14 protein-coding genes are annotated in these 15,804 nt (G+C 46.4%); 7 read left to right on the forward strand and 7 right to left on the reverse strand.

Features of this window, described 5'->3' with window-relative positions:
- Positions 1-63: 63 nt before the first annotated feature.
- From BMY62_RS03310 to BMY62_RS03320, 3 genes are all read right to left on the reverse strand, one after another.
- Entirely contained in the window at positions 64-918 is an 855-nt protein-coding gene (locus BMY62_RS03310) for an XrtA-associated tyrosine autokinase (RefSeq protein WP_090656608.1), read from the reverse strand.
- Positions 919-979: 61 nt separating this feature from the next.
- Positions 980-2,545, reverse strand: coding sequence for an XrtA system polysaccharide chain length determinant (locus BMY62_RS03315; RefSeq protein WP_090656611.1), 1,566 nt, complete (start codon positions 2,543-2,545; stop codon positions 980-982).
- Between the two features lie 167 nt (positions 2,546-2,712).
- Positions 2,713-3,327, reverse strand: a complete 615-nt coding sequence (locus tag BMY62_RS03320) for an XrtA/PEP-CTERM system exopolysaccharide export protein (RefSeq protein WP_090656614.1) — start codon at positions 3,325-3,327, stop codon at positions 2,713-2,715.
- A 543-nt stretch (positions 3,328-3,870) separates the two neighbouring features.
- Between BMY62_RS03320 and BMY62_RS03325 the strand changes: the two genes are divergently transcribed.
- Positions 3,871-4,977, forward strand: coding sequence for an S-(hydroxymethyl)glutathione dehydrogenase/class III alcohol dehydrogenase (locus BMY62_RS03325; RefSeq protein ID WP_090656874.1), 1,107 nt, complete (start codon positions 3,871-3,873; stop codon positions 4,975-4,977).
- Entirely contained in the window at positions 4,977-5,831 is an 855-nt protein-coding gene (gene fghA / locus BMY62_RS03330; RefSeq protein WP_090656617.1) for an S-formylglutathione hydrolase, read from the forward strand. Before BMY62_RS03325 ends, fghA begins: the two co-directional genes overlap by 1 nt.
- Before the next feature lie 53 nt (positions 5,832-5,884).
- On the opposite strand, the gene BMY62_RS03335 is transcribed toward fghA, so the two are convergent.
- The 4 genes from BMY62_RS03335 to BMY62_RS03350 form a co-directional block, all read right to left on the reverse strand.
- Positions 5,885-7,084: an acetyl-CoA C-acyltransferase gene (locus BMY62_RS03335; protein WP_090656620.1), complete on the reverse strand. Its 1,200-nt coding sequence runs from the start codon at positions 7,082-7,084 to the stop codon at positions 5,885-5,887.
- 64 nt (positions 7,085-7,148) lie between these two features.
- The gene (locus BMY62_RS03340; protein ID WP_442753236.1) at positions 7,149-9,737 is read right to left on the reverse strand and encodes a 3-hydroxyacyl-CoA dehydrogenase/enoyl-CoA hydratase family protein; all 2,589 of its coding nucleotides are present in this window, start codon (positions 9,735-9,737) and stop codon (positions 7,149-7,151) included.
- Between the two features lie 146 nt (positions 9,738-9,883).
- Complete coding sequence (locus BMY62_RS03345) at positions 9,884-10,699, reverse strand: hypothetical protein (protein ID WP_090656623.1); 816 nt, start codon at positions 10,697-10,699, stop codon at positions 9,884-9,886.
- Positions 10,692-11,222, reverse strand: a complete 531-nt coding sequence (locus tag BMY62_RS03350; RefSeq protein WP_090656626.1) for a CDP-alcohol phosphatidyltransferase family protein — start codon at positions 11,220-11,222, stop codon at positions 10,692-10,694. Before BMY62_RS03350 ends, BMY62_RS03345 begins: the two co-directional genes overlap by 8 nt.
- Before the next feature lie 342 nt (positions 11,223-11,564).
- On the opposite strand from BMY62_RS03350, the gene BMY62_RS03355 reads away from it, so the two are divergent.
- The 5 genes from BMY62_RS03355 to BMY62_RS03375 all read left to right on the forward strand — a co-directional run bounded on the left by BMY62_RS03355 (position 11,565) and on the right by BMY62_RS03375 (position 15,775).
- On the forward strand, positions 11,565-12,218 hold the full coding sequence (locus BMY62_RS03355) for a DUF938 domain-containing protein (protein WP_090656629.1): 654 nt from the start codon (positions 11,565-11,567) through the stop codon (positions 12,216-12,218).
- 6 nt (positions 12,219-12,224) lie between these two features.
- The gene (locus BMY62_RS03360; RefSeq protein ID WP_090656877.1) at positions 12,225-12,956 is read left to right on the forward strand and encodes an SDR family NAD(P)-dependent oxidoreductase; all 732 of its coding nucleotides are present in this window, start codon (positions 12,225-12,227) and stop codon (positions 12,954-12,956) included.
- A gap of 38 nt (positions 12,957-12,994) precedes the next feature.
- Complete coding sequence (locus BMY62_RS03365) at positions 12,995-13,603, forward strand: DUF1326 domain-containing protein (RefSeq protein ID WP_090656632.1); 609 nt, start codon at positions 12,995-12,997, stop codon at positions 13,601-13,603.
- 72 nt (positions 13,604-13,675) lie between these two features.
- Positions 13,676-14,425, forward strand: coding sequence for a DUF2182 domain-containing protein (locus BMY62_RS03370; protein ID WP_090656635.1), 750 nt, complete (start codon positions 13,676-13,678; stop codon positions 14,423-14,425).
- Positions 14,426-14,434: 9 nt separating this feature from the next.
- Positions 14,435-15,775, forward strand: a complete 1,341-nt coding sequence (locus tag BMY62_RS03375) for a DUF3422 family protein (protein WP_090656638.1) — start codon at positions 14,435-14,437, stop codon at positions 15,773-15,775.
- The last annotated feature ends 29 nt before the right edge of the window (positions 15,776-15,804 follow it).

Genomic DNA, 15,804 nt, shown 5'->3' on the forward strand with positions numbered 1-15,804 from the left:
ATCAAGTCACCAAAAAAATGTGCGACCTCTTCCTGCCACCTTCCTCTCAAGTTTCTTTCATGATCAGGGGTGGCGTCTACCGAAATGATCGTTAGCCCGGGAATTAAATTGACTGATCACGTGATTCACCGCCTGTTGCGTTGTGCGTTCAGCTTCAACTACCAAGACAATCTGCCCCATACGTTCAGCCAGCACACGCGCTTCGCTTGTCAGCAAAATTGGCGGCGCATCAAAGATCACTATCCTGTCATTATAGCGCTGGGCGAGTTCCTCAAGCAGCAAGGCCATCGTTTGGCTAGCAAGCAATTCCGTCGCGTGTGAATGCGCGGTTCCAACAGTAATCAGGCTCAGCTTTTCCACGTTGGTTTTTATCAAAACATCGGAAACATCATTTGTTTCACCCAGTAGGATATCCATCAACCCTGCTTGAGTCTTGAAGCCCAGGAGATTGGGTATAGAAGGCCTGGCAACATCCGTGTCGATGAGCAAAACCCTGTGGTCCATCTCGGAAGCTATGCTCATTGCCAGATTCACTGAACAGAAACTCTTTCCTTCCCCTTGCAGTGCGCTGGAAATCATGATCAGATTGTTATTTTTTTTGGCAAACGCTTTTGTTAACAAAGGTCTTTTGATAATTCTGAATTGCTCGGCTATTTGTGTTTTTCCTTGTATCGGCGTCACAATTCCCAATTGGTTAAGCCGGTCAAGATCAATATCGATATAATTTGTACTGGCAGGATCGGTTAGGTGTGCATTCAAAACCACCCCATTATCCGGCTTGCGATCAAACTCGGGTACCGCAACCGGATTTTGTTCTTTATCAGACTTTATCCTTGACTTAGAACGACCGGAAGCCTTTGCCGCCTTATTGCCAACTTCCTTCTCCAGTTTACTAATTACTCTCTCGATGATACTCATGTTAGTCCTTGATGAAATCGGAACAAATCTCGAATTATTTCTTGTTAAACCGGCGTTATTTTTAAAAAGGTAACATATTCACTATTCCGCCCAGTTTTCTGAAATACAGCATCAACAGCGCATAAATTACCGTTAGCAATAAAATAGCTATTCCAAAAATAAAAAGCCTCCGCTTTCGCTTGGCCTTTTGCTGAGACGTCCATATCATTGGCACGGACCCTAAAACAGGGAGCCCTGTTACTTCTCGCAGGTTACTCTGACTGTAAAATGAAGGCCTGACCTGACTGATAACAAATGCAACAGCAACACCCGCCAGCAACGCAGCAAAAAATGCCATAGAGAACATAATTCTATGGTTTGGGCCAACCGGAATCTCGGGAACCTGCGGTGGATCGATAATCCTGAATGATAAAAGCCCTGAAGCCGATGTCAGTTCTCCTGACATTCTTGCTGAAACACGACGTTCCAGCAATTGCTCATAATTCGTCTTATTGACAGTGTAGTCACGGTTGAGCTGGGTAAACTCCGCCTCCACTCGTGGAATAGCGGCACTTAGCGATTTTAATCGCTCATACCGGGCGGTATATTCTTCAACCCGTGCAGCCATTGAAGCGACTATGGCTTCTGCATCTGCCAGGGCAATATTCAATTGCTGCAACATTGGACTATAGTTTCTGCCGGGATCTTTGGCACCGGAAAAATTATGCTTGGCTTCCTCTTTTTTTTGTTCTTCGAGCTGCTCAATAAGTCTTTTGGTAGAAACGATGTCCGGGTGCAATTCGGTATAGTTGAGTCGCAGTGTGTCCAGTTTCTCATTCAGGCTGTGTATGCGTGCATCAATTTCCGGATTAACAATAGTTTCGTTCTCAACGACGAATGGTTCCAAGACCAAGACCGGTTCATCACCACTGATTTGCTTCCTGATGGCATCACGGCCTTTTTCAGCTTCCTTTAACGCCAATTGAGCCTGTCTCATGTCTTCCTCGGCTTTTAGCAATTGCGCATAATAGTCACCGCCCTGCCCTGGTAACAGTCCCAGATTCTTTTGCTTGAACTCTGTCAAGGCATTTTCTGCGGCTATTAATTTTTCTTCATAGGCCGCTATTTGCTGATCAATAAATCTCAGTGCAGACGAAGAATCATCTTTTTTACCATCAAGACCTTCCTCGACAAAAATTGTCAATAACGATTGCACTATATCTCTGGCCAATACAGGATCTTTATTGTTATAGGTGATTGTAAAAATGTTATCGCCGGCAGCTGCTCCCAACTTGATCTCCTGCATAAGGCCGGCTATCAGTTGTTCCTTTTCCTTCTCGTTCGTAATCTGCACGTCGAGATCAACCATACGTATCACTCTCTCAACATTTGGGCGACTGATTAATGTGCGCCCCATTATGGATATCTGTTGCTGCACGTTCGTTGAGACGGTAATACCTTCCATCAACGGCCTGATAATGTTTTGTGTGTCAACATAAATTCTCGCGGACGCCTCAAAATTATCCGGTAATTTAAGCACGAAAACCCAACCCGCAATTGCAATCATCCATGCGACAATGACTGCCAAGAAACGATATTTCCAAATTCCTTTGATACTGACATACAATCGAGTTATTAACTCATCCATGAAGAATACTCTCTTTAAATCGCGGTTGCTTATGGGCCAATACTGAAATCGAACAAAACATCTTAGACAAATTGTTCCAGACGCAAACTATGTAACATTGTTTTAACCATATTTCCCAACCAACACTCCTAACAGCACATTTTTCCGTAATGTCCAAATGATAAGAACTAAAAGAAACTTTCTGGTATCACCAGTACGTCACCTTGCAGCATGGGAACATTGGCAGAAACATCACCGTCTCTTATGAGATCATCTAACCGAACACGAAACTGCTTTTGCTCACCATTAATACTGCGAATTACCCTTGCCCTGTTTCCTGCAGCAAAATCTGTCATACCGCCGACTGCAATCATGACATCCATCAACGTCATATTTTCCCGATAAGGTAGCGCCTGAGGTTCTGTCGCCTCTCCTATTACCCTGATTTGTTCACTGTAGGGGCCTACAAATTGGGTCACAACGACTGTAACTACCGGTTCTTGAATATATTTGGATAATGTTTCCTCAATGTCGCGTGCAAGCTGCGTAGATGTTTTTCCGCTAGCGGGCAAATCTTCAACCAGTGGTGTTGTGATTTTTCCATCAGGTCTTACCGGAACCGACATAGAAATTTCCGGATTACGCCACACAATAATATCCACATTATCGCCAGGTCCTATCAAATAATCCCGGGATACAATCTCATTTTCTGAATCACTTAACAGAGGATATGTAGAACAACCAAACAGAAGCAGAACAACAGAACAACAAAAAAGAGAGCGCAACAGGCCACCTGTGCTCATGGAGATTTTTTTCACAGAAGTTTCCTCTTATACATTTAACCAAGAAAAGCCAAAGAAAACCATTTATAACATAATGCCATAGTATCAGATACTAATCGATACACTAAGTTTCTTAAGCAAGAATAAAGCCGAAATAAACCGCATAATTTATCATGTGCAAAAAAAACTCAAAAATATGCACTGTCCGGTCCCAGTCAAAATATCCCCGTTCAATACACCCATTGCAATAAAATACACATATCATTATCTATTGTTTTGAACAGGTTCTTGTTGATCATAGTCAGTGCATATCAATAAAACAATTGGACTACAGTACCAAAATACCTAAACCACAATGCAGACTACAACCAAAAGCATTTATTTCTTCTAGATGATCGGCGTTTAAATATGCGCAGCGTGTTTTCTGAAAAATATAATTGACTAAACCACACATAAAGATAACAAGTCAGTGTACAAATGGAAATCAGACACGATAAAATTGATTTGGAATTGAGAAAGTGGCATGCATTTATTTATAAAAGCACAGCAAACAGGAAAAATTTGATGAAAACTAGAGCAGCCGTAGCCTGGCAGGCAAAACAACCTCTTACTATCGAGCACATTGATCTGGATGGACCCAAAACAGGTGAAGTACTAGTGGAAATCAAAGCCACTGGCATCTGCCACACCGATTACTACACACTATCAGGTGCCGATCCGGAAGGTTTGTTTCCTGCGGTTCTTGGACATGAAGGCGCCGGAATAGTTGTTGATGTTGGCAAAGACGTCAAGTCCTTACAACCCGGTGACCATGTAATCCCGCTGTATACGCCGGAATGCCGCGAATGCAAATTCTGTTTATCACAAAAGACCAATCTCTGTCAGGCGATTCGAAGCACACAAGGTCAAGGTTTAATGCCCGATTCCACATCACGCTTTTCGCTCAACAACAAACCGTTGTTTCATTATATGGGCACTTCAACATTTTCAAATTTTACAGTTGTACCCGAGATCGCATTGGCCAAAATACGCCCTGACGCTCCATTCGATAAAGTCTGTTATATCGGATGCGGCGTTACAACCGGCATCGGAGCAGTGCTGTTTACAGCAAAGGTAGAAGCAGGCAGTCATATCGCAGTTTTTGGTTTAGGCGGTATCGGCCTGAATGTCATACAAGGGGCCAAAATGGTTGGCGCTGATAAAATCATTGGCATAGACATCAATCCGGAGCGGGAGGCTATGGCACGCGATTTTGGTATGACACATTTCCTGAATCCCAATAATGAAGCTGATATTGTTGACGCTGTTGTACAACTCACAGACGGAGGCGCAGATTACAGCTTCGAATGCATCGGCAATACAAAGGTCATGCGCCAGGCGCTGGAATGCACCCATAAAGGGTGGGGACGCAGCATTATTGTTGGCGTGGCTGAAGCTGGCGCGGAGATCAGCACGCGTCCATTTCAACTGGTAACCGGCCGCAAATGGGAGGGCACCGCTTTCGGTGGAGCGCGCGGTCGCACAGATGTTCCTAAAATAGTTGATTGGTATATGGAAGGCAAAATCAATATTGATACATTAATCACGCATACCCTGAAGCTGGAGGATATAAATGAAGGCTTTCAGTTGATGAAAGCCGGAAAATCCATACGCTCGGTTGTTGTTTACTGATGAGACAATCACTGGAAATACGCAACCAACATCGCTGTTTTGAAGGGGCTCAAGGCTTCTATCAGCATGATTCATCAACCATCGGTCTACCGATGCGTTTTTCAGTCTATCAACCCCCTCACACGAATCATCAGCCTAATCCAGCAATATTCTTTCTTGCCGGCCTTACCTGCACTGATGAAACTTTCATGATCAAAGCAGGCGCCCAACAGTATGCGGCGAAGCTCGGCCTTACGCTTGTCACTATGGATACCAGCCCCCGAGAAACCGGTATTCCAGGCGAAAATGAGACTTGGGATTTTGGATCAGGCGCTGGTTTTTACCTAGATGCAACCGCGAAACCCTGGTCAAAACACTATTTGATGGAGAGTTATATCGTACATGAGCTGTACGAAATCATCATTAATGAATTTTCTGCGGACCCGAATCGAATTGGCATATCAGGTCATTCGATGGGCGGTCATGGTGCCCTGACGCTGGGGTTACGTTATCCAGAAAAATTCCGCTCTGTTTCTGCTTTCGCACCTGTCTCCGCACCGATTCAGTGCCCATGGGGACAGAAAGCCTTCACACACTATTTGGGCGACAGCCAGGAAATCTGGCGGAACCATGATGCAACTGCTTTGATAGAAGACGGCAATCGAATCGCCAACATTTTGATAGATCAGGGCCTGGAGGACCCATTTCTAACCGAACAATTATGCCCGGGCCAATTAGAAAAAGTGTGTCAAAATACCGGCCAGAAACTGACGCTGCGTTATCATCCCGGTTACGATCACAGCTACTATTTCATCAGCACCTTTATAGCTGAGCACCTGAAATATCATCAAGATACGTTAAACGCTTCCCGATGACTGCGGAAAATTTTTTACACCCGATATTTCCAGGCGCTGTGTTGTATTACAGGTTATAGTGCTTCAAATATACCCGCTGCTCCCATACCACTGCCAATACACATGGTCACCATACCGTATTTCATTTTGTGCCGGCGCAGACCGTGCAAAAGTGTGGCTACACGGATAGAACCAGTTGCCCCCAAAGGATGCCCCAGTGCAATCGCACCGCCCAACGGATTGACTTTCTCACGGTCTAATCCAAGTTCACGAATAACTGCCAGGCTTTGTGCGGCAAAAGCCTCATTTAATTCAATCCAGTCAAGATCATCTGACTTGACACCAGTTTGCTCTAATACCTTCGGAATCGCTTTGATAGGCCCGACGCCCATAATTTCCGGCGGGACACCGGCAACTGAATAACCGACAAACTTTCCCAACGGAGAAAGGTTAAAACGCCGCATGGCAGACTCGCTCATCAACATGACCGCACCGGCACCGTCAGACATTTGTGAACTGTTACCCGCCGTTACCGAACCATGCGCCGCAAACACGGGTTTAAGTTTTGCGAGCACTGCCAGGCTTGTATCCGCTCGTGGCCCCTCGTCAGTATCCCTGGCCACGCTTACTTCACGCACCTGATGTGTTTTCAGGTCAGGATATTTCTCATCAATGGTATATGGCACAATTTCCTGTCTGAATTCGCCACTTTCAATTGCTGCTTGAGCACGCTGATGGCTTGTCAGTGCGAACTCGTCCTGTGCCTCACGATCCACTTTCCACTGTTCGGCTACTTTTTCAGCTGTCATGCCCATACCGAAAGCAATAGCAACATTTTCATCATGTTTGAACATCGCCGGATTCATCGACACTTTGTTTCCCATCATCGGTACCATGCTCATACTTTCCGTCCCGCCTGCAATAATAATATCGGCTTCGCCCAGGCGGATACGATCGGCAGCAATAGCAACCGACTGCAAGCCTGACGCGCAGAACCGGTTTACGGTCATACCCGGTACGCTATTGGGTAAACCCGCCAGCAGCAAAGCTACACGCGCCACATTAATTCCCTGCTCTGCTTCGGGCATGGCGCAACCGGCAATCACATCGTCAACTGCAGCCGGATCAACCCCTTCGCACAACTCCATCACGGATTTCAACACATGAACCAGCATGTCGTCAGGGCGTACATGCTTAAACATGCCACGCGGCGCCTTACCGACTGGCGTGCGTACTGCAGCCACGATATAAGCGTCTTGTATTTGCTTGACCATCAGATTCTCCTTGGATTACAGGTACCACTCGCCTGTTACAATTGCACTCGATATGAATTATCGTTCAGTTTCTGAGTGGTTTGCCTGTTCTTAATGTATGTTCAATTCGAGCCTGCGTTTTCTCCGTCGCAAGTAGTTCCATGAAGGCAGCGCGTTCAAGCTCGAGAAACCATTCTTCATCAACCAGGCTTCCCGGTGTCAGATCGCCGCCACACATGACAAATGCTATTTTTTTTCCGATCAGGAAATCATGATCGGAAATGAAACCACCTTCATGCATATTGACAAGCATGCTCTCAATCGTTGCAGCACCGGTATTTCCGGCTACAGGTATTGCCCGTTGTCTTAGCGGTGGACGATAGCCCGATTCAGCAAGGGCCAATGCCTGTAATTTAGCAGCGTGCAGCAATTCAAAACGATTCATAATAATGGTGTCGGCCGGACGTAAAAAACCGAATTCCTTAGCCTGTTCCGCGCTTTTTGCCAACTCTGCCATTGCTACTGTTTGATAATATTTTTTTAATTGCGGAAACGGATCATTCTCCACTGCGGTTTGTGCGGCTCTGAACGCCAGTTCCTTACAACCACCGCCAGCGGGCAGCAAGCCGACACCCGCCTCTACCAGGCCGATATAGGTCTCCATAGTAGCGACAGTATGGTCACAATGCATGATAAATTCACACCCACCCCCCAGTGCCATGCCGTCCACAGCTGCTACAGTTGGAATCATAGAATATCGCAGTGCCTGCGATATCTGCTGAAACTGGGCAATCATGACCTCCACTTCAGCCAGCTTCCTTGCCATCAGCGCATCCGCCATATCCAGCTCTCGGGCAGCCTTCAGGACAGTCGCCTGTGCTGATTTTTTAAACTGTTTGAAAAACTTTTCAAATACGGATGGCGGCGCCGGCTCACGTTTTTCAACTTGAGGCGGTTTCGGGCGTTCAGTTGCCTGTTTTAAATTAGCACCTACGGAAAAAGGCGGCTCCGTCTGCCAGATCACCAGGGCCTTCCAGTTTTTCTCGGCCTCTTCGAGTCCATCCTGAATTCCGTTTAGCACATCCTTGCCTATGGTATGCATTTTGCTCTTGAAGCTGAGTATGGCTGTCTTATCACCTGTATGCCACATTCTGACCGCATCGGTTTCGAAAATGGTTTCACCATAGGTGGCATCTTCACCGATCAGCAGATCGGGATATAATTGCCGCCGGTAAACGGGCAGTGCCGAACGTTTATGCAATAAGCCTGACGCGGGTGCGAAGGAACCATGGGGTGTATGCACAGCCGCCACTTCCTGTTCACTGATTTTCGTAACCCAGGAAGGCAACGGTGTATCACGCATACATTTACCCGCTGCGATATCCTCATTGATCCAATCAGCTACCCGTTTCCAACCGGAATTTTGCCAGATTTCAAAAGGACCATGTTCCCAGCCAAAACCCCATCGTAAAGCCAGATCCAAATCACGTGCATTATCGGCGATATGCTCCAGTTGAACAGCACAGTAATGAAATAAGTCACGGTGAACAGCCCACAGGAACTGGCCGTGCATATGTTGGCTGTTACGCATCACAGCAATTTTATCTGCGGGCTTGCTGTATTTAAGCTGTTGTTTAAGCTCATCATTGGCTTCACCGCGGGAAACACGGTATGAATTATCAGCCAAATTTAACACCTGAATTTCTTTGCCAACCTTCTGATACACTCCCCGTTTGGTTTTTTGCCCGAACGCGCCCTCATCAATCAGTCCGCGTAACCAGTCAGGTGTATCGAAATAAGCATGCCAGTCATCGTCTTTCAACGTGTCACGCATGGTATGAATGACATGCGCCAGTACATCCAAACCAACAACATCTGCAGTTCTGAAAGTTGCGCTTTTTGGCCGACCAATCAGTGTACCTGTCAGAGCGTCCACCTCATCAAATCCCAGTCCGAATGACTGCCCATGGTGCATGGTTGCCAGTAATGAAAACACGCCTATACGATTGGCAATAAAATTCGGGGTATCTTTCGCTCGAATAACACCCTTGCCAAGATAAGTTACCAGAAAAGACTCCAGGTTATCGAGCATCAGCGCATCGCTATGCGCACAGGGTATCAATTCAACCAGATGCATATACCGTGGCGGATTGAAAAAGTGAACACCACAAAAACGATGCCGCAATGCTTCCGGAAATGCCAGCGCCAGCTGATCTATGGAAAGACCGGATGTGTTGCTTGCAAAGATTGTCTGTTCACCCAGAAACGGAGCAACTTTTTCGTAAAGTGCCTGTTTCCAGTCCATTCGCTCTGCAATCGCTTCAATTACGACATCACATGTTTTAAGCTGTTCAAGATGCTGATCATAATTGGCTGCTTGAATAAACCCGGCTTTGGCTTTCACCGACAACGGCGCCGGTTCATGCTTTTTCAGCTTTTCAACCGCTTTAACAACACTGGCGTTAGGATCATCTGCTTCAGCCGGTAATTCAAACAATATGGTTTCAATATTGGCATTAACCATATGGGCTGCAATTTGTGCACCCATGACACCTGCACCCAGCACTGCTACCTTGCGCACAATAAATTGAGCGTTATTCAATTCTGCCTCCTGCATGATTCGGTTTTCAAGTAATTTGTCCGCTCTTTCGCCTTGTCCAGTATAGCAGCTCAATATTCACGTTCTACCATAGGCACCGGTAAAAAGTTGTATATCTTACTCCCACTGATACTTTTTCTGCCACCAATATCCAGCAAGGAACACTCCGTGCAGTTGTCTTTTTCGAAATTCAGTCAGCGCAACAATTCATTCCAGTCAGATTAATACAAGGCAACTGTAGTATTGTCTTCCAGGCTGCCACTGGGCTGTTCAGCACGTTGTATTTTTCCAAACAGTCTGCGCACAGCGAACCGGGGACGCCGCTGCCAGTTTGATGATTCATCCTTTGCCTGCCTGCCCAGATCAGAAACCTTACGCGTCTGATCAAGCAAAAACTGTCCTGAGTCTGCACAACCACAAAACAGTTGCCGGTAAAATGTTCGACGCTTCCATATAGAAACGTGAATACCATCAATACTCATCCATTCCGGCTTTGGTTCGTACAAAACCAGCTGATACCGCTCAGCCAATGTATGCAAACCCTGATATACCGTGGACGCACGCTCAACTATCTGGTCACGGGAAAGTCTGCATGTTGGAAACAGAATATTTCGCAATAACATGAATCGACGTTCCGGCATCGCTCTGACTGAGGCCATCGGCAAATTCGTCATAACAATACGCGCACCACTTTGATGCAACTGATGAATACACCATGATACCCAGGCGAGAATCTGGTGTGGTGAATAGCCATAAAGAATATCGTTTCCAACATCCGTCAAAAAAGCATACACCGGCATCGGCTTTGCTGAACCCAACTGCCGCCATAGACCACACTGAACAATCCCCGGTAATTCGCGCACCAGGACCAGGCTATTTTGTCCGTACGAGCGTCCATGTCCCGCTGCAACCAGCACCTCACTTGGTGACCCACAATGCTGTTGCATCAATTGGATAATCATGCGAAGCGAAAAAATCAGATTGCTTGCACCGAGTAAAACAATTCGATTTGCAGGTGTTTGCAACCGACTATGCATTCCTCATACCACGATAAAAATTATTTTTGACAAACAATTGAATATAATCCAGTGCCGAGACAACACTCATGACAATTGTCAAAATCAGCAGCCATTGCGGAATCATATGCAGACCGACAAAACTTAAAAAAACCAGAAATTGAAATACAGTCGCGATTTTACCGGGAATTCTGGGAATCACATTAAAAAAAGCCCGCCAGTTTTTTTCCCATGCGATAAACGAGGCGCCACAAAATACAGCAATATCACGGGCGCCAAATAATAAAAACTGCCACCAGGTCATGTCGGTTTCCAGAAACATGATTACCGCAACTGATAAAACAAAGCATTTATCGGCTATCGGATCCAGCAACGCACCGAGAGGTGTTTGCAGATTAAACCAGCGGCTCAAGGCACCATCGAAATATTCAGTTGCCAGTGCCAAAGCAACGATAGCCAAGCGATATTGTTCTGGCGCAAATGGAAAAACAAAGGCCAGCGCCAGGCGTAACAAAGACAATGTATTTGGCAGATGTTTCAGCATTTTAGTTAATTTTTTCTAGATTGAACTACTCGAATCCCTCATAATTTGATTGTGTTCTAAATTACACACGCCTTACAACAGAGAAATGCAGAAATGCTGTATGTGTGATACCAGGTGCTATTTGCCTTCTACAGCAGTAATAATATTATCAGAGGGGCAGCACAGTTGCGTTGAAAAATTACCGCAGCAGCGGCATGTTCGTCATTCAGTGTTTTCGCACCATTACTGTATTTGGAATCAACAGGGTATTGGCTATACCGACTTAAGCTGATACGCTTTAAACTCTGGAGCATCTAGCTTTTTTTGCATTTGCAACTGAATTCTCAATAAAGGACAAGTCATATGAATCAGGAAATACCTCCGTTAGATCCGCATCCCCTCAGTGAATATGTTGCCTGGGCGGGTGGACGTAACCGCGAACCGATATTAGGGGTCCTGAAGGAAAAATTACCTAAAGATCCGGAACGGGTGCTGGAAATGGCCAGCGGCAGCGGCATGCATATCAATTATTTCGCACCACATTTCGAACATTTACATTTTCACCCGTCCGACAGGGATACCGAAGTTTTTGACAATATCAGGAACCTGGCCACTCAGCAAGGCAACAACAATATCGCCGACCCTGTGCATCTGGATTTGACCAACCCCGATACCTGGTTCAATCCCGGTCCGGAAAAATCATTTGCTGTGATTTTTTGTATCAATATTTTTCAGGTTGCACCAATTTCAATTGCAGACGGCATGATGAAATGTGCATCACATCTGCTGAAGGACGACGGTTTTCTGCTGATATACGGCCCCTTCCAGATTGAAGGCAAATTCACAACGGACTCCAACAAGGAATTCCACGATACGCTGAGTTCCGCCGGTGTGACTGAATGGGGGCTCAAGGATATCGCTGATTTAAAGAAAGCGGCCGCAGTTCATGGTATGGAACTGAAAGAAATCATTGACATGCCGAGCAATAACTTTTCATTAATCTTCGGAAAAAAATAACTGATGATGTCATCCGGTTCAGCCATCGTTGCAGGCGTCGGACCTGAACAAGGCCTGGGCGCTGCGCTAGCGCGCTGTTTCGCTAAAAACGGTTTGCATGTCTTTATTTTCGGTCGCAGTGAGGATAGACTGCATCGAGTCGCATCAACTATTCAGCGATCGGGCGGTGCTGTAACCCCGATTGCAGCCGATGTGACAATTGAGAACAGCGTACAATCGCTGTTTGACCAGATACGCGCACGTTGCGACAGGATCCATGTCGCGGCTTATAACGTCGACAGCAATATTCCCGCACCTTTTCTTGAAACCAGCACTGAAACATTTACAAATTTATGGCAACAAAACTGTCTGGGCGCCTTTTTATTCGCCAAACAATTGATGTCTATCATGCAGGCTCAGAAACAGGGAACCGTATTTTTTACCGGTGCAACCGCATCGCTCAGAGCCAGACCCCCTTTCACGGCATTTGCAACTGCCAAAGCAGGATTACGGGCGTTGGCACAGGGACTTGCACGGGAATTCTCACCACAAGGCATACATGTCGTGCACACAATTATTGACGGCGTGATCGACGGTGATCGGGCGCGACAGCAATTTCCTGAATTTGTGCAGGCCAAAGGCGTCGACGGCTTGCTTGAACTCGACGCAATCGCCCAAACTTACTGGGCGATACATCAACAGCCACGCAGCGCATGGACACACGAGCTTGATCTGAGACCATACAAAGAAATTTTTTAAACCGAGTTGATTGAAGAAACCATTACTGGACTTTAACAATGAATACATTAACAGATTGGAAACTGCAAGGCAGTTATTTTGAGGCATGTAACTGTGAAACCGCATGCCCATGTATTTGGCTGCAGCCACCTTCGGAAGGTAATTGCAAACTACTGGTGGCATGGCACATAGATAACGGCCATTTAAATGGAGAATCGCTGGACAACCTGAATGTAGCGCTCGCCTGTTTCTCTCCCGGGCACATGAAAGACGGCAACTGGCAAGCAGCGCTTTATGTAGATGAGCACGCCAGTGATGAGCAGTTTAATGCGGTTACTGAAATATACAGCGGCAAGCATGGCGGCCATCCCGCCGTTCTGATGAGCTTCGTCACCGAAATTTGGGGCATCCGAAAGGTAAAAATAGACTATTATGCGCATGGCAATCAGCGTGAACTGACAATACCCGGTATTGCAGAAATGGCGGTCGAATCCATCCAGGGCATTCAGGACGGCGAAGCGACAATTGAAAACCCGCCTTTATGTGTGGTTACCAGTCATCCTGCAGTCGTCGCACGCTCATCCAACTATGCGTATCATGATTTTAACAAGTCCTGGAAATTCTCAAACCGTAACAGCTATTTTTCCCAGTTTACCTATCAACCCTGATCACTCACACAATACTGCCGGTCCCATTGTTGGCCGGCAGCAGATCCTCTGTGTGGTAGTTCAGCTCAAATCATGTCCAGAAATCAAGCAACCATTCTCTTAACCCTGTTGACTGTTATTATTGCCGCATGGTTATATTTGTATTACCAGCATTGGTTGATGACATCGCTGCCGATGTCGGAAATGTGGATGCCTTCGGCTGATATTTACAACTGGCAGTGGACAGACTTTTGGCTGGTTTACACAATGTGGGCTGTGATGATGATCGCGATGATGCTGCCAACCGCGATCCCAATGGTCGCTGTGTACACAAAAATTTGCGAACAACGCTACCAAACAGCCTACACTCATACCTTATTGTTTGTTTTTGCTTATCTTGTCGTCTGGCTCGTATTCAGTATAGCCCTGTCGGCATTGCAATGGCAGATGCATGGTCTGAATTTCCTAACCCCCATGATGGATATGCAACATGACCAGTTGGCAGCAATCCTTTTTTTATTGGCAGGTGCTTACCAATTCACGCCACAGAAGAACAAGTTTTTACAGTCATGCCGCACGCCGATGGGGTTTGTCTTGACCGAATGGCGTGAAGGAACCATGGGCGCTTTCCAAATGGGTATAAAGCACGGCAGTGCATGTCTTGGCTGCTGCTGGGCGCAAATGCTGATTATGTTTGCAGTTGGTGTAATGAGTCTGCTGGGTATGGTGTTCATTACACTGCTTGTTTTCGCTGAGAAAATCGTCCCGCCCCGGTACCGTTTTTTTTCCAAAGCAGTCGGTATTCTGTTTATAGTATGGAGTTTCCGTCTTTTTATCTCATAAGCTACGTCTATGAACGCTGATTCCTTGTCATCACAAACGGCCAACCATCGATTCAACGATGACCTGCTGGGTATTGCTCAGTACCAGCAAAGAAAGGAACTTCATAATGAGTTGAACGCAATCGCGTATGAGTTTCTGGCCATTCCCGCACAACTTTCGCATCTGGTTCTCTTATCAGACAGGCAATTTATCAGTCAGGAACGCAAGCTGCTTGGCCAATTGTGCGACCAGTACAATACCACCCCACCCAATAGCAACACCAATGAATTTACTGTCGTAATGGGTGATGTACAACTCAGATGGGAACGTCACACAGAATATTCGACATACACAATTTATCAAGCGGGATCATTTGAAATTCCCTTTGAACAGCCTCCGATCAAGCGGTTGCCACGCAAATGGCTGACATGCCTGCCGGGAGAGGTGCTCGTTGCGACACATATAGCACTCGATGACCGTTCGCGTCCCAAGCGCAGCTTAAACGAACTGGCGCAACTGTTCTCTTCCAATACCGTCATCGGTTCCAAAGTGGCCGGCGGAAGTGCCAGTGTGTGGAGCGATAATCAGATTCATCAAGATGGTTTCGGCCGCATATTGATTCATGATGACAATTTACGCAGTCGTCAGGTCGGGCGCCTGGTCCAGCGACTGCTTGAGATAGAGACATATCGTATGCTGGCGATGCTGCCGCTGCCTTTGACCCGGGACATGATACCCAAGCTCGCACAAGCGGATCATCGGCTGGCTATGTTAAGAAACACCGAACTCATTAACATTGATGATGAACAGCAACTGCTGGACGAATTAACCACACTGGCCGCCGAGATCGAAGTGCTCTCGGCCCAGACAAGCCATCGGTTTAACGCCTCCCGCGCATATTATGATATTGTCAAACTGCGTATCAGGGAATTACGCGAGGAGCGCATAGAAGGTTTGCAAATGTTGCAAGAGTTCATGATACAGCGGTTATCTTCAGCGATGGGAACCTGCGAACTGGTACATTCGAAACTGGAGAATTTATCCTTGCATGTCGCACGCGCTTCGGAACTGTTGAGAACGCGTGTTGATATTTCCATGGAAGCGCAAATTCGCGATCTGCTTAAATCGATGGATAATCGCGCACATCTGCAACTGCGGTTGCAGGAAACTGTAGAAGGGTTGTCAGTTGTAGTTTTAAGTTATTACCTGCTCGGTCTGATTGGCTATGGACTCAAGGCCATCAAAGCAACCGGTTATATGATCAATGTAGAACTGATCACAGGCATGGCCATTCCGGTTGTCGTTATCGGTGTATTTTTTGCTGTCCGGCGCATTCGCAACCTGGTAAACAAGCAGCATTCTAAGAAGTAATACCGCCCGCCTCGGCCCGTCATTAAACG

The organism is Nitrosomonas marina (assembly GCF_900111605.1).
Classification (GTDB): domain Bacteria; phylum Pseudomonadota; class Gammaproteobacteria; order Burkholderiales; family Nitrosomonadaceae; genus Nitrosomonas; species Nitrosomonas marina_A.

Coding starts and splice junctions, on each gene's coding strand:
- BMY62_RS03310 (WP_090656608.1), bottom strand. CDS start 918: ATGAGTATCATCGAGAGAGTAATTAGTAAACTGGAGAAGGAAGTTGGC.
- BMY62_RS03315 (WP_090656611.1), bottom strand. CDS start 2,545: ATGGATGAGTTAATAACTCGATTGTATGTCAGTATCAAAGGAATTTGG.
- BMY62_RS03320 (WP_090656614.1), bottom strand. CDS start 3,327: ATGAGCACAGGTGGCCTGTTGCGCTCTCTTTTTTGTTGTTCTGTTGTT.
- BMY62_RS03325 (WP_090656874.1), top strand. CDS start 3,871: ATGAAAACTAGAGCAGCCGTAGCCTGGCAGGCAAAACAACCTCTTACT.
- fghA (WP_090656617.1), top strand. CDS start 4,977: ATGAGACAATCACTGGAAATACGCAACCAACATCGCTGTTTTGAAGGG.
- BMY62_RS03335 (WP_090656620.1), bottom strand. CDS start 7,084: ATGGTCAAGCAAATACAAGACGCTTATATCGTGGCTGCAGTACGCACG.
- BMY62_RS03345 (WP_090656623.1), bottom strand. CDS start 10,699: ATGCATAGTCGGTTGCAAACACCTGCAAATCGAATTGTTTTACTCGGT.
- BMY62_RS03350 (WP_090656626.1), bottom strand. CDS start 11,222: ATGCTGAAACATCTGCCAAATACATTGTCTTTGTTACGCCTGGCGCTG.
- BMY62_RS03355 (WP_090656629.1), top strand. CDS start 11,565: ATGAATCAGGAAATACCTCCGTTAGATCCGCATCCCCTCAGTGAATAT.
- BMY62_RS03360 (WP_090656877.1), top strand. CDS start 12,225: ATGTCATCCGGTTCAGCCATCGTTGCAGGCGTCGGACCTGAACAAGGC.
- BMY62_RS03365 (WP_090656632.1), top strand. CDS start 12,995: ATGAATACATTAACAGATTGGAAACTGCAAGGCAGTTATTTTGAGGCA.
- BMY62_RS03370 (WP_090656635.1), top strand. CDS start 13,676: ATGTCCAGAAATCAAGCAACCATTCTCTTAACCCTGTTGACTGTTATT.
- BMY62_RS03375 (WP_090656638.1), top strand. CDS start 14,435: ATGAACGCTGATTCCTTGTCATCACAAACGGCCAACCATCGATTCAAC.